The sequence below is a fragment of the Sphingosinicella sp. genome, from assembly GCF_052387495.1.
GTDB lineage: Bacteria > Pseudomonadota > Alphaproteobacteria > Sphingomonadales > Sphingomonadaceae > Allosphingosinicella.
In genome coordinates, this window is sequence record NZ_JBQTJC010000153.1 from 1 (window position 1) to 24,379 (window position 24,379).

The following is a 24,379-nucleotide window of genomic DNA, read 5'->3' on the forward strand; positions in this document are numbered from 1 at the left end:
TTAGCTCTGAGCGCATGCTTGCGGCCTGGTCGATCCCCTTGTCCGCTGTCTGTCGTTCGCCGTCTGCTGCCGTCCAGCGACCAACGGCCAGCCGGCTAGACCAGCCCCCGCCCGATCATCTCCTCGGCGATCTGGATGGCGTTGAGCGCGGCGCCCTTGCGGAGATTGTCCGAGACACACCAGAGCGAGAGGCCGTTCTCGACCGTGGAATCCTCGCGCACGCGGCTGACATAGGTGGCATATTCGCCGACGCACTCGACCGGGGTGACGTAGCCGCCGTCCTCGCGCTTATCGACCAGCATCACACCCGGCGCCTCGCGCAGGATCGCCTGGGCCTCCTCGGCCGAAATTTCCTTCTCGAACTCGATGTTGATCTCCTCGCTGTGGCCGACGAAGACGGGGACGCGGACGCAGGTGGCGCTGATCTTGATCCTGGGATCGAGGATCTTCTTGGTTTCGACCATCAGCTTCCATTCCTCGGTGGTCGAGCCGTCCTCGAGGAAATCGCCCGCCTGGGGGATGACGTTGAACGCGATCTGCTTGGGGAATTTGGCGGGCTCGTTGGAATCGCCGACGAAGATGTTGCGGCTCTGCTCAAAGAGCTCGTCCATCCCCGCTTTTCCGGCGCCGGACACGGACTGGTAGGTGGCGACGACGACCCGCTTGATCGTCGCGGCGTCGTGCAGCGGCTTTAATGCCACCACCAGCTGCGCGGTCGAGCAATTCGGGTTGGCGATGATGTTGCGCGCCCGATAGCCGTCGATCGCCGCCGCGTTCACCTCCGGCACGATCAAGGGCACGTCCGGGTCCATCCGGTAGAGCGAGCTGTTGTCGATCACCGTGCAGCCCGCCGCCGCGGCTTTGGGCGCATAGGCCTTCGACACCGCGGAGCCCGCCGCGAAGAGCGCGATGTCCCAGCCGGCGAAATCGAAATGCTCGATGTTGCGAACCTTGAGCTCCTGGCCCGAATCGCCGAAGTCGATGAGGTCCCCGGTCGAACGCGGGCTGGCGACGGCGGCGATCTCGTCCGCCGGGAAGGCCCGCTCGGCGAGGATGTTCAGCATCTCGCGCCCGACATTGCCGGTCGCCCCGACGACCACGACCCGATAACCCATGTGATGTGTCTCCGTTTGGGCCGCCGCCACTATCGCAACGGGCCCGCCGTGGCGATATGGCATGCCGGGGCGCGGGCGCAAGGAGGGGCGATGGTTCGGGCGGGACTGATGCTGACCGGGGCGATTGCGCTGCTGCTTCTCGCGATGGCAGTGAAGGGGATGCTGATCGCGCTGCCCACGCCGCCGGCCGCCGGGGGCGCGGGGTTCGACGCCAATCGGGCGGCGGCACGGCTCCAGCGCATCCTCGGCGACGAGCGGCCGCACCCGGTCGACAGCGCCGCCAACGACGCGGTGCGCGCGCGGCTGATCGCGGAGATGCGGAGCGTCGGGCTCGAGCCGCGCGTCACCGACGATTTCGCCTGCAACGACTTCGTCCGGCGGCGCACGGTGAGCTGCGCCCGGGTGCGCAATGTCATCGCGACGATCGGACCGGACGAGGGCCAACACCTCCTCCTCTCCGCTCATTATGACAGCACCTTCGCCGGGCCTGGCGCCGCGGATGCGGGGATCGGGGTAGCCACCCTGCTGGAAACGGCGGCGCTGCTGCGCGGGCAGGCGCTCGCGCGCCCGGTCACCTTCCTGTTCAACGAGGGCGAGGAGATGGGCCTGATCGGCGCCCGCGCCTTCCTCGAGCGCGACCCGCTCCGCGAGCGCGTCGACACGCTGATCAATCTCGAGGCGCGCGGCGTCACGGGGCCGGCGATCATGTTCGAGACCAGCCAGCCCAATGCGGCGGCGATCGCGCTCTATCGCGCCGCCGCCGAGCGGCCCGCCGCCAATTCGCTGACCACCGACCTTTACGGCCTGATCCCCAATTCGACCGACGTCACCGTGTTCCGCGCCGCGCCCTGGACGATCCTCAACTTCGCGATCATCGGCAATGAGACGCGCTATCACAGCGCGGGAGACGACATGGCCGCGCTCGACCGGCGCAGCCTCCAGCATATGGGCGAGCAGACGCTGGCGGCGACCCGGATCGTCGCGGCGGGCGCGGCGCCGGCGGCGGAGGGCCAGCGCATCTACACCGACGTGCTCGGCCGTTTCCTGGTGACGCTACCGATGCTGTTCGGCTTCGTCCTGCTCGGCCTCGTCCTGCTCTTCTTCCTGATCACCGGCTGGCGGCGCGGCGCGCTCGGCCGGCCGTTGCTCGCGATGATTGCGACGCTCGCCGGCGCGACGGCGCTCGCCTGGCTCGGCCAGTTCCTCCTTGGCCTGCTCCGCGACGGCGATTATTGGCGCGCCTTTCCCTGGGTGACGGGCCTCGCCGTCTATGCCTGCGCGATCACCGCCGCCCTGCTCGCGCTCAAATTGATCGCGCGCGACGGCGAGCGGACGCGGCTGCGCGCCGCTTTCTGGCTGCTGTTCACCCTGCTCGGCGCCCTGCTCTGCGTGGTCGCGCCGGGCGCGGCGATCTTCTTCCTAGCCCCGCCGCTCGCCGCCGCGCTCGGCATGGCCGCGATGCTGTGGAGCCCGCACGCCGAGCGGATCGGCGCGTGGGCGGCGATTGGGCTCCTCTATCTGACGTTCGGTCCGGCGCTCGCTTTGTTCGAGGAGCTGATGAACGGCGGGCCGCACTGGACGTTCGCGCCGCTGGGGGCGATCATCCTGCTCCCCGCGCTGATCGAGCGGAAGCCGCTGATCGCGCTGATCCGGCCCGTTTTCATCTGGGGCGGCGCGGGCGATCTGTTCCTGATCGGCTGGGGCGCGGTGGCGCTGACCCCGGCCTACAGCGCCGACCGGCAGCAGCAATTCGCCATCGAATATGTCTGGGACGCCGAGGGGCGAAGCGGCCGCTGGGCGGTCAACAATGACGGCGCGGCGGTGCCTCTTGCGGTCGAATGGGAGCGAACCGAGCTGCCTTACTCGACGCGGCGGCGCTGGGTGACGGCGGCGCCTGCTTTGCCGGTCCAGGCGCCCGGCATCACCGTAATCGGTACGCAGCACGGCGGCGAGCAGCGCCGCGTGCGCCTGCGGCTCGCTACGAACGGCGCGGAAGCGGTCACCCTGATCGCGCCGCGCGAGACGCGGGCAAGCTTCGTCTTTGGCGACGATGAACGAATGGGCGCCGGACCGGAGGAACGCGCGATCTGGCGCTGCATCGGACGCAGCTGCGACGGCGCGACCGTCGATGTTGTCGTGACTCGCGCCGACCCGGTCGAGCTGATCGTCGTCGGCTCACGCAGCGGCCTGCCGGCCGAGGCATCGCCGCTCGTCGCCGCGCGACCTGCCAATGCCCGCCCGCAATACGGCGCCGACTCGACGATCGCGATCGACAGGCTGCGGCTTTAGGGCGCGCGCGAAATCGGCTAACCGCCGGACGTGGCCGATCTCTTCCACGACGATCCCCCGCCCGCGCCGCCGGCCGCGCCATCCGAAAACGCGCCGCTCGCGGATCGGCTCAGGCCGCGGAAGCTAGACGAGGTGGTCGGGCAGGAGCATCTGACCGGGCCCGACGGCGCGATCGGGCGGATGGTCGCGGCGGGCAAGCTCGCCTCGATGATCCTCTGGGGGCCGCCGGGCACCGGCAAGACGACGATCGCGCGGCTGCTCGCCGATGCGGTGGGGATGCGCTTCGTGGCGATCTCGGCGGTCTTCTCGGGCGTCGCGGACCTCAAGAAGGTCTTCGCCGAGGCGCGCGAACATATGAAGATCGGCAAGACGACGTTGCTGTTCGTGGACGAGATCCACCGCTTCAACCGCGCGCAGCAGGACGGCTTCCTGCCCTATGTCGAGGACGGCACGGTGGTGCTGGTCGGCGCGACCACCGAGAATCCGAGCTTCGAGCTGAACGCGGCGCTCCTGAGCCGCGCGCAGGTGCTGATCCTCAACCGGCTCGACACCGCCGCTTTGTGCAAATTGCTCGACCGCGCCGAGGCGCTAGAGGGCCGCGCCTTGCCGCTGACGCCGGAAGCGCGCGACGCCTTGGTCGCGACCGCCGACGGCGACGGTCGCTTCCTCCTGAACCAGGCCGAAACCCTGTTCTCGATCGAGCTGGAAAAGCCGCTGGAGCCGGGCGAGCTGGCGGCTCTGCTCCACCGCCGCGTCGCGGTCTACGACAAGGATCGCGAAGGCCATTACAATCTCATCTCGGCGCTGCACAAAGCGATCCGCGGCTCGGATCCGCAAGCGGCGCTCTACTATCTCGCGCGGATGCTCGTCGCCGGCGAGGAGCCGCTTTTTATGCTCCGCCGCCTCACCCGCGCCGCATCGGAGGATATCGGCCTCGCCGATCCCAATGCATTGGTCCAGTGCATCGCGGCCAAGGACACCTACGATTTCCTCGGGAGCCCCGAGGGCGAGCTCGCCATCGTCCAGGCCTGCCTCTATCTCGCCACCGCGCCCAAATCGAACGCCGCCTATATGGCGCAGAAATCCGCCTGGCGGAGCGCGAAGGAGACCGGCTCGCTGATGCCGCCGAAGAACATCCTCAACGCCCCGACCAAGCTGATGAAGCAGATCGGCTACGGCCAGGGCTATCAATACGACCATGATGCCGAGGGCGGCTTTTCCGGCGACAATTACTGGCCGGAGGAAATGGCGCCGCAGATCTATTACGTGCCGACCGATCGCGGCCTCGAGAAGAAGATCGCCGAGCGCGTCGCCTGGTGGGAGGAGCAGCGTGCGAAGAAGGCTTAGTCTCGTCCTTTTGGCCGGCGCGCTGTTCGGGACGGCCGGCCTTGCGCAGGAGCCGGCCGGTCCCAGCGAGCTGGAAGAAGCACTCGGCCGGCCCAGGCGGGTGCCTGCAATTTCGGCCGAGCTTCGTGCCATGTTCCGGGAGGTCGGCCGCGACCGCCTGGTCGTGCGCGGCCTGAACGGCAACGACATCGCCATCAATATCAGGGAGTATGAACCGGAGGACTTCCGCCGGTTCGGCGACGGCCGGTTCGTCGGCTTCTCCTTCTCGGGCTACGAATTCTACGGATATTCGCTGGTCGACCGGGCGATGGCCGGCGAAGCCGCCATGATCGAGACGGGCGAGATGCCGGCATTCTCGCCTGACGGGCGGCATTTCGCTGCGGTGCAATTTTCAGGCTCCGGATGGGGCAATCTCGAGGGGCTCGGCCTGTGGGAGATTCGGCCGGACGGCGCCGTCCAGCTTTTCTTTACCGACGCCCTGCCGGAGGGCGAGGATTGGCGGATCGACGGCTGGCCGCGGGAAGATTGCGTCCGGTTGAGTGCCGTCGCCGCCACGTGGCGGCCGCCGGAGGGCCAGGAACGCGACCTTCCGACCGCGCCGCGCACCCATTTCGGCGTCGAGGTGGGCGAGCCCATCCAGCTACTCGCCAGCCACGACCAGCCCGCCTGCGGTGTGGTGGACGCGACCCAGCCATGAGCGAACCGCTCGACAGCTGGGATAAGGTCGTCGCCTTCGCATTGTCCCTCCCCGACACGATGCTTTCGACCAGCTACGGCAAGCCCGCGGTCAAGGTCGCCTCGAACGGCCGCGCCTTCCTCTACATCGGGCGCGAGGCGGAGAGCTCGTTCGGGGTCGCGATCGACCTCGACAGTGTCGAGATATTGAAGGAGACCGACCCGGACAGCTTCTGGCAAACGCCGCATTACGAAGGCTGGCCGGCGGTGCTCGTCCGCTTCGACAGCGCCGACCCGGAGCGGGTTCGCGCGCTGATCGAAAGGTCGCGCGACTGGACTGCGGCGATGAAGCCGCCGCGCTCGCGGAAGAAGGGGTGACGTACCGCTTCACGCGCTTCGCCGCGATTGATTGGTCGGGCGCGAAGGGAAAGAGACACAAGGGCATCGCGGTTGCGATGTGCGAAGCGGGGACGGCCGCCCCCGCGCTGGTGCGGCCCGCGCATATCTGGTCCCGAACGGAGGTGCTCGACTGGCTGCTTGCCGAGGCGGCGAAAGCGCCGACCCTGTTCGGCTTCGACTTCAGCTTCGCCCCGCCGATTGCCGAGCGTGGCGAATATCTGCCCGGCGAACGCGGCATCCCTTCGACCGCGCGAGAATTCTGGGCCTATGTCGAGAGCCGGTGCGACGATGATGACCTCGGCGCCGCAAGCTTTCTCGACGAGGCGCACCGCCGCCACTTCTATTTCGGAGTCGCGGACGGGGAAAAGGCCCGGTTCATCCACTTCCGCCGCTGCGACGCGAGGCTGAACGCCTTGGGCGGCCGCAAGACGGCGAGCGCCTATGATGCGATCGGCGCGGCCCAGGTCGCCAAGGCGAGCTTTTCCGGAATGCGGCTCCTTCACCGGCTGGACGGCAAGGTCGCGATCTGGCCAATGGACGCGCTGCCGGACCATGGCAGCGCCGTGGTCGAAATCTACACCCGCATCTATCTGCGGCGAGCGGGCCTCTCGGGAACGAAGGTTCGTTCGCGCGCCGAGCTCAATCCCGCGCTCAACGGGCTGGGAAGCGCCCCCGCCCAGCTGCGCTTCGAGCCGAACGACCATCAGACCGACGCCCTCGTGACCGCGGCCGGGATGCGCGCGCTCGCGCAAAGCGAGCCTGATGCATTCGCGCCGCCGGGTCTGACCCCCGAGCTCGCCCGCACCGAGGGCTGGACGTTCGGCGTTGCTTAGCCCATTTGCGCTATGCGCTTGGGCAAGCCGGTTTAGCTCAGCTGGTAGAGCAGCGGTTTTGTAAACCGAAGGTCGCGGGTTCGAATCCTGCAACCGGCACCATTCCCGACTACAGCAAATAGCGCATCTGCACCGCCTGACGAACGACGCCGCCGCTCACTTGGAAGCGGACCTCGTCGAAGCGGGGCGGGCCCATGCGGATGCGGGGGTTGCGCGAGAAGCCGAAGCCTTCGCGCGGGATCGCCATGAAGCGGTTGAGCCGACCGTCGCCATTTTCGTCGTGGATGACCGAGAGCGCGTAGATTCCCGGCGCGACGCCGCGCAGCCGGATACTCGCCGCCGCCCGGGTCGGGAGCGAGCGCTTTACTGCCGCGGGATCACCGTTGCAGTCGGGGAAATGGGCCGGATTGCGGGTCAGGCAGAGGCGGACCTGGCCGTTGGCGTTGCGCAGGCCCTGGACCTGGATTTCCAGCTCAGCCGGGCTGGCTTGCCCCGTCAGCAGGGCGAACAGGCCGAGCGGGAGCAGCGCTTGCATGGCGGAATTCGCCCAGCCCGCGGTCCGTGCCGCAGAGCCGGTCCCAGAATCGGAAATAAAGTCCATAATTGCATCCATATTGTTCGTGGTGACGCTGATGGTGGCTGGCCGTGATCAGCCATTCGCCCGCCGGCCCTTCGACAAGGCGGCGCGGGAACAGCTCCCAGCCCATATGATTGGTGACGCCCATCACCGTCATGATTGCCAGTACGACACCAAGTGCGCCAACGTGGATCGGGACGGTGAGGACGAGGACGGGAATGACGACGGCGCCGGTCAGCGCCTCCCAGGGGTGAAAGCTCATCGCCGCCCAGGCGGTCGGCGGACGGCTGGCGTGGTGGACGGCATGGGCGGCGCGGAACAGCCGGGGCCGGTGCATCAGCCGGTGGGTCCAGTAGAACCAGGCGTCGTGGAGCAGGAGGTAGACGAGCACCGAGGCGGGCAACCACCAGAGCGGATAAGCGCCCACGTCCGAATAGACCCGCGTCCAGCCATGCGCCTGCCAGCCCCAGGCGAGCAGTCCCGCCGGGGCGCCGTAGAGGAAGGCGCTGGCGAGCGACCAGGAGATTTCGCGGCGGATTTGCGGCTCGAGGCCTCGATAGAGGCCGGGGAAGCGCGCCCGGGTCAGAAGGGCGAAGCCGCCGCTGACGGCGAGATAGCGGGCACCGACGATGACCGTCATGGCGAGGATCGAGAGGAAGACGGCGGCGAAGATATCCACGCCGCACCCCTTACACGAGGCCGCGCGCCTGCGTAAGGAGGCGCCGTGAGCGGGGCGCAGCCATTGACGATCGCCGGCGGTGGCCTTGCCGGCTGCCTGACCGCACTCGCGCTCGCGAAGCTCAGGCCGGAAATTGAGTTCCTGCTGGTAGAGCAGACCGAGAGCTTCGGCGGCAACCATATCTGGTCCTTTTTCGACGCGGACGTGGCCGCGGAGAATCGCTGGCTGATCGAGCCGATCATCGCCCGGATTTGGGACGGCTATGACGTGCGCTTTCCCAAGCGGGCCCGTACATTGCCGACGCGCTACAATTCCACACGCTCCGAGCTACTCGATGTGCTGGTGCGCGAGCGGCTGCGGCCGGATCAGTACCGGCTGGGCACGACGGCGGAGCGGATCGACATCGACGCGCGCGGGGCGGCCAATCTCGACGCGCTCGAGCTCGGTTGGCAGAAGTTCGTCGGTCGGGAATATCGGCTGGAGCGCCCGCACGGGCTCGCCCGGCCGATCGTGATGGACGCTTGCGTCGATCAAGCGGACGGCTACCGCTTCGTCTATTGCCTGCCCTTCGCCGAGGACCGCCTGCTGATCGAGGACACCTACTACAGCACCGATCCGGCGCTCGACCGCGCGGAAATCGGGATGCGGATCGAGGCCTATGCGAAAGCGCAAGGCTGGCGCCTGGCCGCGCTCGAGAAGGAGGAAGCGGGTGTGCTTCCAGTGGCGATGGGCGGCGATTTCGACGCTTTCTGGCCGGAGGGCGACCGGACCGCGCGGATCGGGCTGCGCGGCGGCTTCTTCCATCCGACCACCGGCTATTCGCTTCCGGATGCGGTGCGGATCGCGCTGCTGATCGCCCGACAGCCAGATTTCTCCGCATTGCCCGCGCTGCTGCGCGCCGAGGCCAAGCGGCTGTGGAAGGCGCGCGGCTTCTACCGGCTGCTGGACAAAATGCTATTTCGCGCCGCCGCGCCGGCCGAGCGCTACCGTGTGCTCGAACATTTCTACCGGCTCGACGCGGACCTGATCGAGCGCTTTTACGCTGCCAAGTTGACGTTCCCAGACAAGATGCGAATTCTTTCGGGTAAGCCGCCCGTGCCGCTCGGACGGGCGCTGAAGGCCCTCGTCGGATGACGAAGCGGGCGGCGGTGATCGGAGCCGGTTTCGGCGGCCTCGCGCTCGCGATCCGGCTCCAGTCGGCCGGGATCGCGACAACCGTGATCGAGGCGCGCGACAAGCCGGGCGGACGCGCTTATTATTGGGAGAAGGACGGCCATGTCTTCGACGCCGGGCCGACCGTCATCACCGATCCGGATTGCCTGAAGGAGCTGTGGGCGCTGAGCGGCGCGGAGATGGCGGCGGACGTCGAGCTCGTTCCGGTCACCCCTTTCTATCGCCTCACCTGGCCCGACGGGACCGTGTTCGACTACAGCAACGACGATCCCGAGCTGGAGCGCCAGATCGCGGCGCTCAATCCGGAAGACGTCGCGGGCTACCGCAAGTTCCTCGATTATTCCGCCGGGGTCTATCGCGAGGGCTATGAGAAGCTGGGTGCAGTGCCGTTCCTCGACTTCGCCTCGATGATCAAGGCGGGGCCGAGCCTCGCCCGCTACCAGGCCTGGCGCTCGGTCTTTTCGATCGTCTCGGGCTTCGTCCGCGACCCGCGACTCAGGCAGGCGCTGTCCTTCCACACCCTGCTCGTCGGCGGCAACCCGATGGCGACGAGCTCGATCTATTCGCTGATCCACAAGCTGGAGCGCGACGGCGGCGTCTGGTTCGCGCGCGGCGGCACCAACAGGCTGGTCTCCGGGATGGTCCGCCATTTCGAGCGGCTCGGCGGCAAGCTCCGCCTAGCCGATCCGGTCGAGGCGATCGAAAGCGACGGGACGCGCGCGACGGGCGTGCGGACGAAGAGCGGGTGGCGCGAATCGTTCGAAGCGGTCGCCTCGAACGGCGACGTGGTCCATAGCTACGGCCTGATCGAAGGACACAAGCGCGGACCCGCCGCGGCGGCGAAGCTCAAGCGCAAGCGCTTCTCGCCGTCGCTGTTCGTGGTCCATTTCGGGGTGAAAGGCGCGCTGCCGGATGTGCGCCATCACACAATCCTGTTCGGCCCGCGCTATCGGGAGCTGCTCGGCGACATTTACGACCATGGCCGGCTGGCGGACGATCCTTCGCTCTATCTCCACCACCCGACCGTCACCGATCCCGGCATGGCGCCGGAGGGGCACTCGACGCTTTATGCGCTCGCCCCGGTGCCGCATCTCGGCAAGCTGCCGATCGATTGGGCCGTCGAGGGGCCGCTTTATCGCGATCGGATTCTCCAAGTGCTCGAGGAGCGGCTGATTCCCGGACTGCGCGATCGGATCACGACCCTGTTCCATTATACGCCGCAGGATTTCGCGCAGGATTTGGGCGCGCACCTCGGCTCGGCCTTCAGCCTCGAGCCGCTCCTGACGCAGAGCGCCTGGTTTCGCGTCCACAATCGCGACGACAAGATCCCGAACCTCTATTTCGTCGGCGCGGGAACGCATCCGGGCGCCGGCATTCCGGGCGTGGTCGGCAGCGCCAAGGCGACCGCGGGACTGATGATCGATGACCTCGCCCGCTGAACGCGCCTCGCTGGTCGCGGAGGCCGAGCGGATCATCCGCGAGGGCTCCAAGTCGTTCCGCTTAGCCTCCAACCTGTTCGATCAGCCGACCCGCGAGCGGGCCTGGCTGCTCTACAGCTGGTGCCGCGCCTGCGACGACCTCGCCGACGGGCAGACGCTAGGCCACGGCGCCACCGCCCCGGCCGATCCCGAGCGGCGGATCGCCTTTATCCGCGAGACGACCGACCGGGCGCTGGCCGGCGAGACGGTCGGCGTCGCGCCGTTCGACGCGCTGCGCGTGGTCGCGGCGGAATGCGGCATCCCGCGCCGCTTCATGGACGATCATCTCGCCGGCTTCGCGCTCGACGCGCAGGGCTGGCGGCCTGAGCGCGAGGACGATCTCCTCCGCTATTGCTACCATGTCGCGGGCGCGGTCGGCTGCATGATGGCGGTGATCATGGGGGTCGCGCCGGACGACGAGGACACGCTCGACCGCGCCGCCGATCTCGGCCTCGCCTTCCAGCTCGCCAATATCGCCCGCGACATCGTCGAAGACCACAATGTCGGCCGGGTCTATATTCCGAGCGACTGGGGCACCGTCGATCCGGCGGACCGCCCTGCCCTCGCCCGCATCGCCGAGCGCCTCGCCACCCTGGTCGCCGAGTACGAAGCGTCGGCGCGGGTCGGCGCCGCGCGCCTGCCCTTCCGCGCGCGCTGGGCGGTGCTGTCGGCGGCGAACATCTATGGCGGGATCGCGCGCAAGGTCGTCGGGCGCGGCCCCGCCGCCTGGGACAGCCGCACCGTGGTGCACAAGCCGGCCAAACTGGTGATGATGATTAATTCGCTGGTCGAATGCGGCGACCGCCCCGCGCCTGTCGACCGGACCGGGCTGTGGACCCGGCCTAGGGCCTGACCGGCGCCCGCACGCCGGCGCGCTCGCGGCGCTTGAGCTCAGCCTTCAGTTCCTCCGCGGGCGGGGCACAGAGGAAGCCGAAACTCACTGTCCCCTGCTTGGTCTCGACCGCATGGTGCAGGCGGTGCGCCTGGACGATCCGCTTCATATAGTTCGAGCGCGCGACATAGCGGTGGTTGAGCCTCTTGTGTACGATGACGTCGTGGAAGCCGAAATAGATCGCGCCATAAGCGGCGATGCCCGCCCCGACCCAGATCGCCCAGCCGCCCCAATCGAGATTCACGCCGCCGAAGATCAGGGTGATCGAGGGGACGGCGAAGATCACCGCGTAAAGGTCGTTCAATTCCCAATTGCCGGTGCGCGGGCGATGATGGCTTTCATGCAGAACCCAGCCGGGGCCGTGCATCACCCAGCGGTGCGCCGCATAAGCGACGCCCTCCATCGCGATCACGGTCGCGAGGAAGAGGAGAATCCCGGTCAGCCAGGCCATGCGGCAGCCTATACGCCTCCAGACCGCGTCCGTCACGCCCGCAACGCATTGGGATGGCACGCCGATTCGCCGCCCTTGACGCAGACGGGGAGCGAGATAGTTTAGGCCTTAACTATCTGGGAGGCGGGGATGCGAGTCGCGTGCCTCGGCGGTGGCCCCGCCGGGCGCTATTTCGCGATTTCCATGAAGCTGCGCGATCCCGCGCATTTCGTCGCCGTGTTCGAGCGCAACCGGCCCGACGACACGTTCGGCTGGGGCGTCGTCTTTTCCGACCAGACGGTCGGGAACCTCATGCAGAACGACGCCGTGTCGGGGGCTTTGGTCGCTAGCGAATTCGCGCATTGGGACGATATCGACGTCCACATTCACGGGCAGACGATCCGCTCCTCCGGCCATGGCTTCATCGGCATCGGCCGCAAGCGGCTGCTCAACATCCTCCAGGAGCGGGCGCGCGAACTCGGCGTCGAGCTTCATTTCGAGCATGAGGCGAGCCCCGATCTCGCCGACTGGCGGGACTACGACCTCGTTATCGCCGCCGACGGTGCCAACAGTCGCATCCGCGACCGCTACGAGGAACATTTCGGCGTCGACATCCAGGTTCGCAGGAACAAGTTCTTCTGGTTCGGCACCTCCAAGGTGTTCGAGGCCTTCACCTTCGCCTTCGAGAAGACCGAGGCCGGCTGGATCTGGGCCCACGCCTATCGCTTCGACGACGATCTCTCGACCTTTATCGTCGAGATGGACCCCGAAACCTGGGCCGGGCTCGGGCTCGACAGCATGGACCAGCCGGAGGCGATCGCGCTCTGTGAGCGCATTTTCGCGAAGTATCTGGACGGGCACGCGCTTATCTCGAACGCGACCCATTTGCGGGGGCCGCAAGCCTGGCTCAATTTCCGGCGAATCGTCTGCGACCGCTGGGACTATGAGAATCTGATCCTCTTGGGCGACGCCGCTCACACCGCGCATTTCTCGATCGGGTCGGGCACCAAGCTCGCGCTGGAGGACGCGATCAAGCTCGCCGAGGTGCTCAACCGGCCCGGCCTCACCCGCGAGATGGCGCTCGCCGAATATCAGGCCGAACGCAATCTCGAGGTGCTCAAGCTCCAGAACAGCGCGCGCAACTCGACCGAATGGTTCGAGACGCTCGACCGCTACCTCCATTTCGAGCCGATCCAGTTCGCTTATTCGCTGCTCACCCGCTCGCAGCGCGTCTCCCACGAGAATCTGCGGCTGCGCGACAGGGCTTGGCTGGAGAGCGTCGAGCGCTGGTTCCAGAGCCAGGCGCAGGGGCGGCCGGTGAACGAACCCGCGCCGCCGATGTTCGCGCCGTTCCGGCTGCGCAACATGGAGGTGGCGAACCGCGTCGTCGTCTCACCGATGGCGATGTATTCCGCCGAGGATGGCTGCCCGAACGATTTCCACCTCGTCCACTATGGCGAGCGGGCGAAAGGCGGCGCGGGTTTGGTCTATACCGAGATGACCTGCGTCTCGCCCGAGGGGCGGATCACGCCGGGCTGCGCCGGCATCTATGCGTCCGAACATGTCGCGGCGTGGAAGCGGATCGTCGATTTCGTCCACGCGCACTCGAAGGCGAAATTCTGCCTCCAGCTCGGCCATTCCGGGCCAAAGGGCTCAACCAAAGTCGGCTGGGAGGGCTATGACGTGCCGCTGGAGAGCGGCAACTGGCCGGTCATGGCCGCCTCAGACGTGCCGTGGAGCCCCGACAACCAGGTGCCGCGGCCGATGACCCGCGCCGACATGGACGAAGTGGTCGCCCAGTTCGTCTTAGCGACGGAGCTGGGGCTCGAGGCCGGCTTCGACATGGTCGAGCTTCACGCCGCGCACGGCTATCTCCTCTCCTCCTTCATCACCCCGCTGACCAACAAGCGCAGCGACGAATATGGCGGCGGTCTGGAGAACCGGCTGCGCTTCCCGCTCGAAGTGTTCCGGGCGATGCGCGATGCCTGGCCGGCGGAGCGGCCCATGTCGGTGCGCATTTCCGCCAACGACTGGATGGGCGATCTCGGCGTGACGCCGGACGAGGCGGTGGAGATCGGCCGCGCCTTCGTCGAGGCGGGCGCCGACCTGATCGACGTCTCCGCCGGCCAGACCTGGGCCGATTGCCAGCCGATCTACGGGCGGATGTTCCAGACCCCCTTCGCCGACCAGATCCGCAACGAGGGACGGCTGACGACGATGGCGGTGGGCAACATCTACGAGCCCGACCATGCCAATTCGATCCTCGCCGCCGGCCGCGCCGATCTGGTCGCGCTGGCGCGGCCGCACCTGATCGACCCGATGTGGACGCTCCGCGCGGCGGCGGCGCAGGATTATCGCCGCGTCCACGTCCCGCCCCCCTATCTCGGAGGGATGGATCAGCTCGCGCGCAACCTCGCGCGCGAGGCGGAGTTGAAGGCATGAGGCTCGCCGGACAGCACGCGTTGATTACCGGCGGAGGTACCGGGATCGGCGCCGCCATCGCCCGCGCCCTCGGCGCGGAGGGCGCGAAGCTGACCCTGGTCGGGCGCCGCCGAGACAAATTGGAGGAGGTCGCCTCCGGCCCCTATGATGCGCTCGTCGCGCCCTGCGACGTCACCAACCGGGAGGCGATCGAAGACTGTTTCGCGCTCGCCCGCGAGGCGCAGGGATCGATCACGATCCTCGTCAACAATGCGGGCGCGGCCGAGAGCGCCCAATTCGCCAAAACAAGCGACGAGGCTTGGCGGGCCGCGCTGGCGGTCAATCTCGACGCGGTCTTCCATTGCTGCCAGGCGGCGCTACCGGACCTGCTCGCAGCCGAGAATGGGCGGATCGTCACCGTGGCCTCGACCGCGGGCCTCAAGGGCTATGCCTATACCGCCGCTTATGCCGCCGCGAAGCACGGCGCCGTCGGCCTGACCCGTGTACTGGCCGCGGAATTCGCTCGGACCAATCTCACCGTTAACGCCGTCTGTCCTGGCTTCACCGACACCGATCTGGTTCAGGATGCGATCGCCCGCATCCGCGACAAGACTGGGCGAAGCGAAGCGGAGGCGCGCGCCGAGCTGGCGCGCTTCAACCCGCAGGGACGGCTGGTGACTCCGCAAGAAGTGGCGAATGCGGTGCTGTGGCTCTGCCTGCCGGACAGCCGATCGGTGACCGGGCAGGCGCTCGTGGTGGCGGGAGGGGAAGTGACATGAAGCATACGGTGCCGATCCGCGAAAAGCATGACGGAGCGCTGGGCGACCGCTCGAGCGTCCGCGTCTGGCTGCGACTGCTGAGCTGCTCGATGGCGATCGAAAAGGAGCTGCAGCGCCGCTTCGTCGACCGCAACATGACGCTGCCGCGCTTCGACGTGCTCGCCGCGCTCGACCGCAACCCCGACGGCATGAATATGGGCGAGCTCTCCCAGGCCTTGCTCGTCTCCAACGGCAACGTCACGATGCTCGCCCGCAACCTGGTGCGCGACGGACTGATCGAGATGAAGCCCCTCCCCACCGACCGCCGAACCCAGATCGTCAAGCTCACCCCCGAGGGCAAGCAGGTCTTCAACAAGCTCGCCCGCGCGCACAACGACTGGATCGACCAGATGCTGTCGGCGCTCGATTACACCCAGCGCGAGCGGCTCTACGTGGCGTTGGGTACGATGAAGATGTCGATCGCCCGCGCCTCGGCCAACCGGCGGCCGCCGCGATGAACCCGGCAAGGTTCAATCCCGCCCACTTCCTGTGGTCGTTCGAGGCCGGCGTCGCGACGGTGACGCTCAATCGGCCCGAGCGGAAGAACCCGCTGACCTTCGAATCCTATGCCGAACTTCGCGACATGTTTCGGGCGCTCGTCTACGCGCGCGAGGTCAAGGCGGTGGTCGTGACCGGGGCCGGCGGCAATTTCAGCTCGGGCGGCGACGTCCATGAGATCATCGGGCCGCTGACCGGGATGGCGATGCCCGAGCTGCTCGATTTCACCCGGATGACCGGCGACCTGGTCAAGGCAATGCGCGGCTGCCCGCAGCCGATCGTCGCCGCGCTCGACGGGATTTGCGCCGGCGCCGGCGCGATCGTCGCGATGGCCTCGGTCATAAGGATCGCGACGCCCGAGACGAAGGTGGGGTTCCTCTTCACCCGGGTCGGTCTCGCCGGCTGTGACATGGGGGCCTGCGCGATTCTGCCGCGGATCATCGGCCAGGGCCGCGCCTCCGAACTGCTTTTCACCGGGCGGATGATGAGCGCCGAGGAGGGGGAACGCTGGGGCTTTCACAACCGGCTAGTGCCAGCCGGGCGATTGCTCGACGAGGCGCAGGCGCTGGCGCGCGGCCTCGCCGAGGGACCCACCTTCGCCCATGGCATGACCAAGACCCAGCTCAACGCCGAATGGGCGGTGAGCCTGGAGACCGCGATCGAGATGGAGGCGCAGGCCCAGGCGATCTGCATGGCGACCAACGACTTCAAGCGCGCCTTCGAGGCCTTCGCCGCGAAGCGGACGCCGGAGTTCAAGGGCGACTGATGGCGGATCGCACCTTCCTCGATTGGCCCTTCTTCGACGAGTCGCACCGGCGGCTGGCGGGTGAGCTGGAGAAATGGTGCCGTTCCGAGTTGGCGGAGGGGCATGGCACGGATGTCGACGCCGCGTGCCGCACGCTGGTGCGCAAGCTCGGCGACGGCGGCTGGCTGCGTTATTGCGTGCCGGCCGCTTGGGGCGGCTTCCACGAGGCGCTCGACGTCCGCTCGCTGGCGCTGATCCGCGAGACGCTGGCGCGGCACGACGGGCTCGCCGACTTCGCCTTCGCGATGCAGGGGCTGGGATCGGGGACGATCAGCCTGTTCGGCTCCGAGGCGCAGCGCCGGGACTATCTGCCGGCGGTGGCGGTTGGGAAGAAGATCGCCGCCTTTGCGCTCACCGAGCCGATCTCGGGCTCTGACGTGGCGCAGATGGAGACCGAGGCCGCGGCGGACCGAGACGGCTTCGTCGTCCAAGGCGCGAAAACCTACATCTCCAACGGCGGCATCGCCGATTTCTATGTTCTGTTCGCCCGCACCGGCGAGGTGCCGGGGACGAGGGGAATTTCGGCCTTCGTCGTCGAGGCGGGAACGGACGGGCTCGACGACGGCGAGCGGATCGAGGTGATCGCCCCGCACCCACTCGCGACGCTCAGGTTCAACGACATGCGCCTCCCCCACTCTGCGCTGCTCGGCGAGCGCGGCAAGGGCTTCGCCCAGGCGATGGCGACTTTGGACGTGTTCCGCACGACCGTCGGCGCGGCGGCGCTCGGTTTCGCGCGGCGGGCGCTGGACGAGGCCACCGGGCGTGCGGCGACGCGCAGGTCCGGTGGCGGCATGTTGGCCGACAACGCCATCGTCCAGTCGATGCTCGCCGAGATGGTGCTCGACGTCGATGCCTCGGCGCTGCTGGTCTACCGCGCCGCCTGGGTTCGCGACGTTCAAGGGCGCCGCAACAGCCGCGAGGCGGCGCTCGCCAAGCTCCACGCCACCGATTCGGCCCAGAACGTGATCGACAAGGCGGTGCAGATTTTCGGCGGCCTCGGCGTCACCGTCGGCGTGCCCGTCGAGCGGCTGTACCGGGAAATTCGCGCGCTCCGCATTTATGAAGGCGCCTCGGAGGTTCAGAAGGTGGTGATCGCCCGCAACCATCTCGCGGAGTTCGGGAAATGAAAGCGCTGCTCCCACCCGGCTGGCCGCGGCCGAAGGGCTATGCGAACGGGATTTCAGCGAGCGGGCGCATGATCGTCACCGCGGGCGTGATCGGCTGGGACGCCGACGAGAAGCTCGTCTCGCCCGACCTCGCCGGCCAGTTCCGGCAGGTGCTCGCCAATACGCTCGCCATCCTCGCCGAGGACGGAGCCGGTCCCGAGCATATCGTGCGAATGACCTGCTACGTCACCGACATTCAAGCCTATCGCGCCAGCCTGGCCGAGATCGGCGCGGCCTGGCGCGAGACGATCGGGCGTAACTTTCCGGCGATGGCCGTGGTCGCCGTGAGCGCGCTGGTCGAGCCGAAGGCGAAAATCGAGATCGAAACGACTGCCGTGGTGTCCGAATGATCGACAGCTTCATCGAAGACGGTCTGCCGCCGCCAGAGAAGCAGCCGGACTTCCTCTTCACCTTGCCGGAACTTCAATATCCTGAGCGGCTGAATGCAGCGGTCGAGCTGATCGATCGACAGGACCGGGACGCGCTCGCGGTGGTCAACGATGCCGGATGCTGGACTTATGGCGAGATGGCGGACCTCTCCGACCGGATCGCGCGGCGATTGGTCGAGCGGGAGGGGCTGGTCCCCGGCAATCGCGTCTTCCTGCGCGGGCCGAACAACGCGATGCTGTTCGCGTCATGGCTCGGCGTGCTGAAAGCGGGCGGCGTGGTCGTGGCGACCATGCCGATGCTGCGCCCGGGCGAGGTGGCGACGATCCTCGAGCGGGCCAAGGTCGGCCACGCGATCGTCGATGCCCGCACCCGCGCGGATTTCGACGCGGCGGGCGGGGTCGGCTCGGTGCTGGAATATGACGGCGACAAGGGCTTCGCCTGGATCGACGATGTCGCGCCCGGCTTCTCGCCCGCCGACAGCGGTCGGGACGACGTCGCGCTCGTCGCCTTCACCTCGGGCACGACCGGCCAGCCCAAGGGCTGCGTCCACTATCACCGCGACATTCTCGCCAGTGCGGACAGCTTCGCGCGCTATGTGCTGAAGCCCAAGGCCGGAGACCGCTGGGCCTGCTCGGCGCCGATTGCCTTCACCTTCGGCCTCGGCCAACTCCTGATCTTTCCCTGGCGGTTCGGCGGTACCGCGGTGACGATCGAGACGCCGGGGCCGAAGCCTTTGCTCGATGCGATCGCACGTCACAAGGTGACGACGCTCGCCACCGCGCCGACCGCCTACAAGGCGATGATCCCGCTGCTGGTCGAGTACGACATCTCCAGCTTGCACACCTGTGTCTCTGCCGGCGAGCATCTGCCGGCGGCGACCTGGCATGCTTGGCGCGAGGCCATGGACCTGCGCATCGTCGACGGCATCGGCGCGACCGAGATGATGCACATCTTCATCTCCGCGAGCGGCGACGACATCCGCCCCGGCGCGACCGGCAGGGCCGTGCCGGGCTATGTCGCGACCGTGCTCGACGAAGAGAACCGGCCGATGGAGAGCGGCACCGGCCGGCTCGCCGTGAAAGGCCCGACAGGCTGCCGCTATTTCGACGATCCGCGCCAGGCCAATTACGTGATCGACGGCTGGAACGTCACCGGCGACACCTACCGCAAGGACGAGGAGGGCTATTTCTGGTACCTCGCCCGCTCCGACGACATGATCATCTCCTCGGGCTACAATATCGCCGCGCCCGAGGTGGAGAACGCGCTGCTCGGCCATGCGGCCGTGCAGGAATGCGCGGTGATCGGGGCGCCCTGCGAAAAGCGCGGGCAGAAGGTGAAGGCTTTCGTCGTGCTCGCCCCGGGCTACGCCCCGGATGCCGGCGTGGTTGAGATCCTCCAGGATCATGTGAAGGCGGCGATCGCCCCCTACAAATATCCCCGCGAGATCAAGTTCGTCGACGCGCTGCCCAAGACCGCGACCGGCAAGCTCCAGCGCTATGCGCTGCGGGAGGCCGCTTCCTCGTAGAAGCGTTCCTCGGCGCGCCACAGCTCGCGGCGCCGAAGCCCGGTCCAGAGCAGGATGCCGAGCGGGAGCAGGAATCCCCAGACGTATTGAAACCAGGGAAAGTCGCGCCGCGCGTAATCGCGGCCAGTGATTCGGTCGAGCAGCACCGCCTGCTCGGGACCGAGCAGCGCCACCTGGATGCCGTCCGGCCGCTCGAAATAAGTGACGAGACCACCCTCGGGATAGGCCCAAAGCGGCATGCCGACGAGGCTGACCTCCCGATATGCCCAGCCGACCTTGAGCGGCGGGGGCCCAAACCCCGGCGCGAACGGCGTGCGTCGCGCGGGATATGGAAGGGTGCCCGAACCGATTTCCGTATAGCGGCGCACCGAAGCGAGCGCGGGACTGTCCGGCAGCGTATCGATCTCGGCGACGCGCGGCGCGCTCGTCAACGACCAAGGGCGGTCGCCGAAGATCAGGCTGGCCGCGACGAAAAGGACGAGCACGATCAGGACCAGACGCGAGGTAGTCATCGATTCCCCCGAATAACCGGCTCAGGCTTATCGGGTGCGACAAATGCGTGCAATATCGTGACTTAGGCGTCGATGCCGACGTAGCCGGGCGTTGCCTCCACGCGCTTCAGCCAGGCCTGCACCGCCGGATAGTCGCCGAGGCGGTAGCCGCCGTCCTCGGCGACATGGGTGTAGGCGTAGAGGGCGATGTCGGCGAGGGTGAGGCCGGCTCCGACGAGCCATGCCCGCTCGGCGAGATCCTCGTCCATCAGCTTCAATGCCGCCTCGCCCGCCGCGCGCTTGCCGGGCAGGTTGACGCGCTGGACCTCGCTGAAATTCTCCTCGCCGATCCAGCCGTACCAAAAGCGCAGGGTCGCCACGTTCGGCTCGTGAGTATACTGCTCCCAGAACATCCAGCGCAGCATGTCCGCACGGTCGAAGCGGTCGGCCGGGACGAGCGACGAGCCCTCGGCGAGATAGAAGCAGGCGGCGTTGCTCTCCGGAATGAAGCGCTCGCCCACCTGGAGCACGGGGATGCGGCCGTTGGCGTTGACGTTGGCGAGGAACTCGGGCGTCCGCGTCTCGCCCTTCATGATGTCATATTCGCGCCGCTCGAGAGATAGGCCGAGCAGGGCCGCGGTCAGCCGGATCTTGTAGCAATTTCCCGACGCGGCATATTCGTGAAGGATCATCCGTTCGCTCATCTCACCTCCAGCACGATCTTGCCGACATGCTCGCCGGCTTCCATTCGCCGGTGCGCCTCGGCGGCCTCCGCAAGCGGGAAGGTCGAATCGATCACCGGCCTCAGTCTCCCGTCGGCGACGAAGGGCCAGACCATGTTGGCGAGCTCGTCGGCGACCATCGCTTTGAACGCGGCCGAACGCGGCCGGAGGAAGGAGCCGGTCAGGGTCAGGCGCTTGCCCATCACCTTGACGAGGTTGATTTCGACGTTCGGACCGCGCTGGGCGGCGATCGAGACATGTCGTCCCTCTTCGGCGAGGCAATCGAGATTGCGCGGCAAATAGTCGCCCCCGACCATGTCGAGGACGATGTCGACGCCGCGGCCGTCGGTCAGCTTCCGCACCTCGTCGACGAAATCCTGGCTCCGGTAGTTGATCGCATGCGCCGCGCCGAGCGCCTCGGCACGGCGGCATTTCTCGTCGCTGCCGCAGGTGACGATGACATTGAGCCCGAACAATTGCCCCAGCGAAATCGCCATCGTGCCGATCCCGCTGGTGCCGCCATGGACGAGCACGCTTTCACCCTCGCGGCCGAAGGCCCGCTCGAAGAGGTTGGTCCACACCGTGAAGAGCGTTTCCGGCAACGCCGCGGCCTCAACCCTAGTCAGTCCGCGGGGCACGGGCAGCAACGTCTCCGCCGAGGCCACCACATATTCGGCGTAGCCGCCCCCCGGCACCAGGGTGCAGACCGCCTGGCCTATCATCTCGTAGGCGGCGCCGTTGCCGAGATCGACGATGCCTCCCGCCACTTCGAGACCGGGAATTGTGGACGCCCCGGGCGGCGGCGGATAGAGGCCGCGCCGTTGCAGCACGTCCGGCCGGTTCACCCCCGCCGCGGCGACTTTGATCAGGACCTGGTCATTGCCCGGTTCGGGCACCGGCCGCCGGACCAGCTCGAGCACCTCGGGCCCTCCCGGCCCGGCGGGATCGATCGCATCCATCGTCTCGGGCAGCTCCGGCACCGAAATCCCCCATTGAAAGCCATGGCTTATCGGGCCGGCGCGGCGCCGGTCAACGCCCTATCAGGGTCTCCAGCCGTACATAGCCGGCCTCCATGCCGGTCTCCATGCCGGTGGACAGCATCATCGTGCGGGTCGCCTCGTCGGGAAGCGTCATGCGCATGGTCATCAGCGTGCCCTCTCCATCGGCCTCGAAGATCGTTTCTACATGATTGTCGGGCGTCGGATCCGGCAAGTGCATGCGCTCGACGTGAACGATGCGCCTATAGGGCTCCAGCGAGACGAATTCGCCGGTCAGATGGAAACCGCCGCCCTGGCCATTGGACCATTCGTAGCGAATCTGGCCACCCGGTCTCGCCTCGCTGATGCAGACCGGCATCGTCCAACCGTCCGGGCCGAGCATCCATTGCTGGATGATGTCGGGCTCGACATGGGCGCGATACACCTTTTCCGGCGAGGCAGCGAAGCGGCGGGTGACGACGACGTGGCGGTCGCCTTCTGTCTCGAGTTTCAGCGCGGTCATCGATCGTCCTTTCAATGTTTCGAGGGCATCGCATCGAGCACAGCGTCCAGCCGGCTGTAATTTTTCTCGAGCGCCTGGCGGAGCATGGCGAGCCAGCGGTCGATCTCGTCGAGCGCATGCGGGGCGAGCCGGCAGGGGCGCCGGCTTCCCTCGATTCGCCGCTCGATCAGTCCGGCGCGTTCCAGCACCTTGAGATGGCGCGAGACTGCGGGCTGCGACATGGCGAAGGGACGGGCGAGGTCCATCACGCTCGCCTCCCCGCCGCTCAGCCGCGTCAAGATCGCCCGGCGGGTGGGATCGGAAAGGGCCGAAAATGTACTGTCCAGATTCATCATAGCATCTTTGTTATATAACTAGTATGTTATTCAGATCAGCAAGCCGCGTCAAGCGCACCTTCCCCCAAGATTGACAGCGCTCGCGAAGCGCGCGAGTCTCGGGCCATGGATCTCGACGAGCTTTTCCCCGACAAGCCCGACGACCCGCTGAAGCAGCTCGCGAAGCAGGATCTCGACCCGCTCTCGGTCGACGAGCTGGAGGCGCGGATCGCCCTGCTGGAGGCGGAAATCGCGCGGGTGAAGGCCAAGCGCGACCAATCGGTTAACTTCCGGGCAAGCGCCGACGACTTATTCAAGAAGTGATCGGGGAGGCCCTCGCTTCCGGGTTTTCCCCAGCTGTTTCGGGCGGGCGCTTGATGATCGGCGCCTAAAGCCCGACATTATGGCCATGGCCCCGGAATCGGTGTTCGGGCCGACAGGAGTATCGAATGCCTTCTTTCGCCCGTGAGCTCGAGCAGACGCTGCACAACGCGCTTGGCGAGGCCAGCGGCCGCCGCCACGAATATGCGACGCTCGAACATCTGCTGCTCGCTTTGATCGAGGACGTCCATGCCGGGCGGGTGATGGAGGCGTGCGGCGCCAATCTCGGCGAACTGAAGGACCAGGTCCGCCACTATCTCGACAACGAGCTCGAGGCGCTCAAGGTCGAGGCGGACACGGACCCCTCGCCGACCAGCGGCTTCCAGCGCGTCGTCCAGCGCGCCATCCTCCACGTCCAGTCCTCGGGCCGCGACGAGGTGACCGGCGCCAACGTGCTGGTCGCGCTCTTCTCAGAGCGCGAGAGCTATGCCGTCTATTTTCTGCAGCAGCAGGACATGAGCCGCCTCGACGCGGTCACCTACATCTCCCACGGCGTCGGCAAGGGCGAGCCTGCCGCGCAGCCCACCGAGGTCAAGGGCGCCGACGAATCGAAGCAGGAAGAAGGCAAGAAGAAGCCCGAATCCGCGCTGAAGCAGTTCACCGTGAATCTGAACGAGAAGGCCGAGGAAGGCCGCGTCGACCCGCTGATCGGACGTGGGCCGGAGGTCGACCGGACGGTCCAAATCCTCTGCCGCCGCTCGAAGAACAACCCGCTCTACGTCGGCGATCCCGGCGTCGGCAAGACCGCGATCGCCGAGGGGCTAGCGCGCAAGATCGTCGAGGGTGACGTGCCCGACGTGCTCAAGCCCGCGGTCATTTATTCGCTCGACATGGGCGCCTTGCTCGCCGGCACCCGCTATCGCGGCGATTTCGAAGAGCGGCTGAAAGCAGTGGTGAACGAGCTGGAAAAGCTCCCGGACGCCATTCTGTTCATCGATGAGATCCACACCGTGATCGGCGCCGGCGCCACCTCGGGCGGCGCGATGGACGCGTCGAACCTGCTGAAGCCGGCGCTCTCCAACGGCGCGATCCGCTGCATTGGATCGACCACCTACAAGGAGTTTCGCAACCATTTCGAGAAGGACCGGGCGCTGCTCCGGCGCTTCCAGAAGATCGACGTCAACGAGCCGACCGTCGAGGACACGGTCAAGATCCTCGCCGGCCTGCGCTCGGCGTTCGAGGAGCATCACAAGGTCAAATACACGCCCGACGCGATCAAGATCATGACCGGCCTGAAGCCGGTCTACGAGCAGCACCACAACGTCACCTACACCGACGACGCGGTGAAGGCGGCCGTCGACCTGTCGGCCAAGTACATCAACGACCGCAAGCTGCCCGACAAGGCGATCGACGTGATCGACGAGGTCGGCGCGATGCAAATGCTCGTCGTCCCTTCGAAGCGCAAGAAGACGATCACCGTGAAGGAGATCGAGACGGTCATCTCCACCATGGCGCGGATCC

General features: G+C 67.2%; 26 protein-coding genes and 1 tRNA gene. 18 read left to right on the plus strand and 9 right to left on the minus strand.

The window, feature by feature from the left end:
* Window positions 1-95 precede the first annotated feature (95 nt).
* Window positions 96-1,115: an aspartate-semialdehyde dehydrogenase gene (locus tag ACT4N8_RS08575; RefSeq protein ID WP_444857715.1), complete on the minus strand. Its 1,020-nt coding sequence runs from the start codon at window positions 1,113-1,115 to the stop codon at window positions 96-98.
* Window positions 1,116-1,205: 90 nt separating this feature from the next.
* Here ACT4N8_RS08575 and ACT4N8_RS08580 point away from each other — a divergent pair, with 90 nt between their 5' ends.
* The 6 genes from ACT4N8_RS08580 to ACT4N8_RS08605 all read left to right on the plus strand — a co-directional run bounded on the left by ACT4N8_RS08580 (window position 1,206) and on the right by ACT4N8_RS08605 (window position 6,760).
* Window positions 1,206-3,404 (plus strand): M20/M25/M40 family metallo-hydrolase, encoded by a 2,199-nt coding sequence (locus ACT4N8_RS08580; RefSeq protein ID WP_444857716.1) that lies wholly within the window; start codon window positions 1,206-1,208, stop codon window positions 3,402-3,404.
* A gap of 30 nt (window positions 3,405-3,434) precedes the next feature.
* The gene (locus tag ACT4N8_RS08585) at window positions 3,435-4,751 is read left to right on the plus strand and encodes a replication-associated recombination protein A (protein WP_444857717.1); all 1,317 of its coding nucleotides are present in this window, start codon (window positions 3,435-3,437) and stop codon (window positions 4,749-4,751) included.
* Window positions 4,735-5,448 (plus strand): hypothetical protein, encoded by a 714-nt coding sequence (locus ACT4N8_RS08590; RefSeq protein WP_444857718.1) that lies wholly within the window; start codon window positions 4,735-4,737, stop codon window positions 5,446-5,448. The genes ACT4N8_RS08585 and ACT4N8_RS08590 overlap by 17 nt, the downstream gene beginning before the upstream one ends.
* Window positions 5,445-5,804: an MmcQ/YjbR family DNA-binding protein gene (locus ACT4N8_RS08595; RefSeq protein ID WP_444857719.1), complete on the plus strand. Its 360-nt coding sequence runs from the start codon at window positions 5,445-5,447 to the stop codon at window positions 5,802-5,804. Before ACT4N8_RS08590 ends, ACT4N8_RS08595 begins: the two co-directional genes overlap by 4 nt.
* Window positions 5,801-6,658, plus strand: coding sequence for a hypothetical protein (locus ACT4N8_RS08600; protein ID WP_444857720.1), 858 nt, complete (start codon window positions 5,801-5,803; stop codon window positions 6,656-6,658). The genes ACT4N8_RS08595 and ACT4N8_RS08600 overlap by 4 nt, the downstream gene beginning before the upstream one ends.
* A 26-nt stretch (window positions 6,659-6,684) precedes the next feature.
* Window positions 6,685-6,760 (plus strand) — tRNA-Thr (locus ACT4N8_RS08605).
* Between the two features lie 7 nt (window positions 6,761-6,767).
* Here ACT4N8_RS08605 and ACT4N8_RS08610 read toward each other — a convergent pair.
* Together ACT4N8_RS08610 and ACT4N8_RS08615 are read right to left on the minus strand one after the other, a co-directional pair.
* Window positions 6,768-7,193 carry a DUF2141 domain-containing protein gene (locus tag ACT4N8_RS08610; RefSeq protein ID WP_444857721.1) on the minus strand — a complete coding sequence of 142 codons (426 nt, stop codon included), beginning with the start codon at window positions 7,191-7,193 and terminating at the stop codon, window positions 6,768-6,770.
* Complete coding sequence (locus ACT4N8_RS08615) at window positions 7,132-7,908, minus strand: sterol desaturase family protein (protein ID WP_444857740.1); 777 nt, start codon at window positions 7,906-7,908, stop codon at window positions 7,132-7,134. Before ACT4N8_RS08615 ends, ACT4N8_RS08610 begins: the two co-directional genes overlap by 62 nt.
* Window positions 7,909-7,959: 51 nt before the next feature.
* Between ACT4N8_RS08615 and crtY the strand changes: the two genes are divergently transcribed.
* The 3 genes from crtY to ACT4N8_RS08630 are packed head-to-tail and all read left to right on the plus strand — an operon-like array spanning window position 7,960 to window position 11,418.
* On the plus strand, window positions 7,960-9,048 hold the full coding sequence (crtY, locus tag ACT4N8_RS08620) for a lycopene beta-cyclase CrtY (RefSeq protein ID WP_444857722.1): 1,089 nt from the start codon (window positions 7,960-7,962) through the stop codon (window positions 9,046-9,048).
* Window positions 9,045-10,526: a phytoene desaturase gene (locus tag ACT4N8_RS08625; RefSeq protein WP_444857723.1), complete on the plus strand. Its 1,482-nt coding sequence runs from the start codon at window positions 9,045-9,047 to the stop codon at window positions 10,524-10,526. Before crtY ends, ACT4N8_RS08625 begins: the two co-directional genes overlap by 4 nt.
* Window positions 10,510-11,418 carry a phytoene/squalene synthase family protein gene (locus ACT4N8_RS08630; RefSeq protein ID WP_444857724.1) on the plus strand — a complete coding sequence of 303 codons (909 nt, stop codon included), beginning with the start codon at window positions 10,510-10,512 and terminating at the stop codon, window positions 11,416-11,418. The genes ACT4N8_RS08625 and ACT4N8_RS08630 overlap by 17 nt, the downstream gene beginning before the upstream one ends.
* On the opposite strand, the gene ACT4N8_RS08635 is transcribed toward ACT4N8_RS08630, so the two are convergent.
* Entirely contained in the window at window positions 11,408-11,908 is a 501-nt protein-coding gene (locus ACT4N8_RS08635; RefSeq protein WP_444857725.1) for a sterol desaturase family protein, read from the minus strand. The genes ACT4N8_RS08630 and ACT4N8_RS08635 overlap by 11 nt on opposite strands.
* Before the next feature lie 129 nt (window positions 11,909-12,037).
* Here ACT4N8_RS08635 and ACT4N8_RS08640 point away from each other — a divergent pair, with 129 nt between their 5' ends.
* From ACT4N8_RS08640 to ACT4N8_RS08670, 7 genes are read left to right on the plus strand one after another with little or no spacing between them, the layout of a single operon-like run.
* Window positions 12,038-14,329: a bifunctional salicylyl-CoA 5-hydroxylase/oxidoreductase gene (locus tag ACT4N8_RS08640; RefSeq protein WP_444857726.1), complete on the plus strand. Its 2,292-nt coding sequence runs from the start codon at window positions 12,038-12,040 to the stop codon at window positions 14,327-14,329.
* Window positions 14,326-15,087: an SDR family NAD(P)-dependent oxidoreductase gene (locus ACT4N8_RS08645; protein ID WP_444857727.1), complete on the plus strand. Its 762-nt coding sequence runs from the start codon at window positions 14,326-14,328 to the stop codon at window positions 15,085-15,087. Before ACT4N8_RS08640 ends, ACT4N8_RS08645 begins: the two co-directional genes overlap by 4 nt.
* Window positions 15,084-15,584: a MarR family winged helix-turn-helix transcriptional regulator gene (locus ACT4N8_RS08650; RefSeq protein ID WP_444857728.1), complete on the plus strand. Its 501-nt coding sequence runs from the start codon at window positions 15,084-15,086 to the stop codon at window positions 15,582-15,584. Before ACT4N8_RS08645 ends, ACT4N8_RS08650 begins: the two co-directional genes overlap by 4 nt.
* Entirely contained in the window at window positions 15,581-16,390 is an 810-nt protein-coding gene (locus ACT4N8_RS08655; RefSeq protein WP_444857729.1) for an enoyl-CoA hydratase family protein, read from the plus strand. The genes ACT4N8_RS08650 and ACT4N8_RS08655 overlap by 4 nt, the downstream gene beginning before the upstream one ends.
* Window positions 16,390-17,556, plus strand: a complete 1,167-nt coding sequence (locus ACT4N8_RS08660) for an acyl-CoA dehydrogenase family protein (protein WP_444857730.1) — start codon at window positions 16,390-16,392, stop codon at window positions 17,554-17,556. The genes ACT4N8_RS08655 and ACT4N8_RS08660 overlap by 1 nt, the downstream gene beginning before the upstream one ends.
* Window positions 17,553-17,945, plus strand: coding sequence for a RidA family protein (locus ACT4N8_RS08665; RefSeq protein WP_444857731.1), 393 nt, complete (start codon window positions 17,553-17,555; stop codon window positions 17,943-17,945). Before ACT4N8_RS08660 ends, ACT4N8_RS08665 begins: the two co-directional genes overlap by 4 nt.
* Window positions 17,942-19,510 (plus strand): AMP-binding protein, encoded by a 1,569-nt coding sequence (locus tag ACT4N8_RS08670; RefSeq protein ID WP_444857732.1) that lies wholly within the window; start codon window positions 17,942-17,944, stop codon window positions 19,508-19,510. Before ACT4N8_RS08665 ends, ACT4N8_RS08670 begins: the two co-directional genes overlap by 4 nt.
* Here ACT4N8_RS08670 and ACT4N8_RS08675 read toward each other — a convergent pair.
* From ACT4N8_RS08675 to ACT4N8_RS08695, 5 genes are all read right to left on the minus strand, one after another.
* Complete coding sequence (locus tag ACT4N8_RS08675; RefSeq protein ID WP_444857733.1) at window positions 19,480-20,022, minus strand: hypothetical protein; 543 nt, start codon at window positions 20,020-20,022, stop codon at window positions 19,480-19,482. The genes ACT4N8_RS08670 and ACT4N8_RS08675 overlap by 31 nt on opposite strands.
* Before the next feature lie 62 nt (window positions 20,023-20,084).
* The gene (locus tag ACT4N8_RS08680) at window positions 20,085-20,705 is read right to left on the minus strand and encodes a glutathione S-transferase family protein (RefSeq protein WP_444857734.1); all 621 of its coding nucleotides are present in this window, start codon (window positions 20,703-20,705) and stop codon (window positions 20,085-20,087) included.
* The gene (locus ACT4N8_RS08685; protein WP_444857735.1) at window positions 20,702-21,703 is read right to left on the minus strand and encodes an NAD(P)H-quinone oxidoreductase; all 1,002 of its coding nucleotides are present in this window, start codon (window positions 21,701-21,703) and stop codon (window positions 20,702-20,704) included. Before ACT4N8_RS08685 ends, ACT4N8_RS08680 begins: the two co-directional genes overlap by 4 nt.
* 49 nt (window positions 21,704-21,752) lie before the next feature.
* Window positions 21,753-22,223, minus strand: coding sequence for an SRPBCC domain-containing protein (locus tag ACT4N8_RS08690; protein ID WP_444857736.1), 471 nt, complete (start codon window positions 22,221-22,223; stop codon window positions 21,753-21,755).
* 11 nt (window positions 22,224-22,234) lie between these two features.
* The gene (locus ACT4N8_RS08695; RefSeq protein ID WP_444857737.1) at window positions 22,235-22,555 is read right to left on the minus strand and encodes an ArsR/SmtB family transcription factor; all 321 of its coding nucleotides are present in this window, start codon (window positions 22,553-22,555) and stop codon (window positions 22,235-22,237) included.
* 108 nt (window positions 22,556-22,663) lie between these two features.
* On the opposite strand from ACT4N8_RS08695, the gene ACT4N8_RS08700 reads away from it, so the two are divergent.
* Both ACT4N8_RS08700 and ACT4N8_RS08705 read left to right on the plus strand, forming a co-directional pair.
* Window positions 22,664-22,861: a DUF1192 domain-containing protein gene (locus tag ACT4N8_RS08700; RefSeq protein ID WP_444857738.1), complete on the plus strand. Its 198-nt coding sequence runs from the start codon at window positions 22,664-22,666 to the stop codon at window positions 22,859-22,861.
* A gap of 125 nt (window positions 22,862-22,986) precedes the next feature.
* Window positions 22,987-24,379 (plus strand): AAA family ATPase (locus ACT4N8_RS08705; RefSeq protein ID WP_444857739.1); only part of this gene is annotated, 1,393 nt, incomplete at its 3' end.

What these genes read in the sequence shown, in the direction of transcription:
- ACT4N8_RS08595 (WP_444857719.1), top strand. Translation starts at nt 5,445, where the DNA reads ATGAGCGAACCGCTCGACAGCTGGGATAAGGTCGTCGCCTTCGCATTG.
- ACT4N8_RS08610 (WP_444857721.1), bottom strand. Translation starts at nt 7,193, where the DNA reads ATGCAAGCGCTGCTCCCGCTCGGCCTGTTCGCCCTGCTGACGGGGCAA.
- ACT4N8_RS08670 (WP_444857732.1), top strand. Translation starts at nt 17,942, where the DNA reads ATGATCGACAGCTTCATCGAAGACGGTCTGCCGCCGCCAGAGAAGCAG.
- ACT4N8_RS08625 (WP_444857723.1), top strand. Translation starts at nt 9,045, where the DNA reads ATGACGAAGCGGGCGGCGGTGATCGGAGCCGGTTTCGGCGGCCTCGCG.
- ACT4N8_RS08640 (WP_444857726.1), top strand. Translation starts at nt 12,038, where the DNA reads ATGCGAGTCGCGTGCCTCGGCGGTGGCCCCGCCGGGCGCTATTTCGCG.
- ACT4N8_RS08630 (WP_444857724.1), top strand. Translation starts at nt 10,510, where the DNA reads ATGACCTCGCCCGCTGAACGCGCCTCGCTGGTCGCGGAGGCCGAGCGG.
- ACT4N8_RS08660 (WP_444857730.1), top strand. Translation starts at nt 16,390, where the DNA reads ATGGCGGATCGCACCTTCCTCGATTGGCCCTTCTTCGACGAGTCGCAC.
- ACT4N8_RS08575 (WP_444857715.1), bottom strand. Translation starts at nt 1,115, where the DNA reads ATGGGTTATCGGGTCGTGGTCGTCGGGGCGACCGGCAATGTCGGGCGC.
- ACT4N8_RS08675 (WP_444857733.1), bottom strand. Translation starts at nt 20,022, where the DNA reads ATGACTACCTCGCGTCTGGTCCTGATCGTGCTCGTCCTTTTCGTCGCG.
- ACT4N8_RS08680 (WP_444857734.1), bottom strand. Translation starts at nt 20,705, where the DNA reads ATGAGCGAACGGATGATCCTTCACGAATATGCCGCGTCGGGAAATTGC.
- ACT4N8_RS08700 (WP_444857738.1), top strand. Translation starts at nt 22,664, where the DNA reads ATGGATCTCGACGAGCTTTTCCCCGACAAGCCCGACGACCCGCTGAAG.
- ACT4N8_RS08690 (WP_444857736.1), bottom strand. Translation starts at nt 22,223, where the DNA reads ATGACCGCGCTGAAACTCGAGACAGAAGGCGACCGCCACGTCGTCGTC.
- ACT4N8_RS08655 (WP_444857729.1), top strand. Translation starts at nt 15,581, where the DNA reads ATGAACCCGGCAAGGTTCAATCCCGCCCACTTCCTGTGGTCGTTCGAG.
- ACT4N8_RS08580 (WP_444857716.1), top strand. Translation starts at nt 1,206, where the DNA reads ATGGTTCGGGCGGGACTGATGCTGACCGGGGCGATTGCGCTGCTGCTT.
- ACT4N8_RS08645 (WP_444857727.1), top strand. Translation starts at nt 14,326, where the DNA reads ATGAGGCTCGCCGGACAGCACGCGTTGATTACCGGCGGAGGTACCGGG.
- ACT4N8_RS08650 (WP_444857728.1), top strand. Translation starts at nt 15,084, where the DNA reads ATGAAGCATACGGTGCCGATCCGCGAAAAGCATGACGGAGCGCTGGGC.
- ACT4N8_RS08665 (WP_444857731.1), top strand. Translation starts at nt 17,553, where the DNA reads ATGAAAGCGCTGCTCCCACCCGGCTGGCCGCGGCCGAAGGGCTATGCG.
- ACT4N8_RS08695 (WP_444857737.1), bottom strand. Translation starts at nt 22,555, where the DNA reads ATGAATCTGGACAGTACATTTTCGGCCCTTTCCGATCCCACCCGCCGG.
- ACT4N8_RS08635 (WP_444857725.1), bottom strand. Translation starts at nt 11,908, where the DNA reads ATGGCCTGGCTGACCGGGATTCTCCTCTTCCTCGCGACCGTGATCGCG.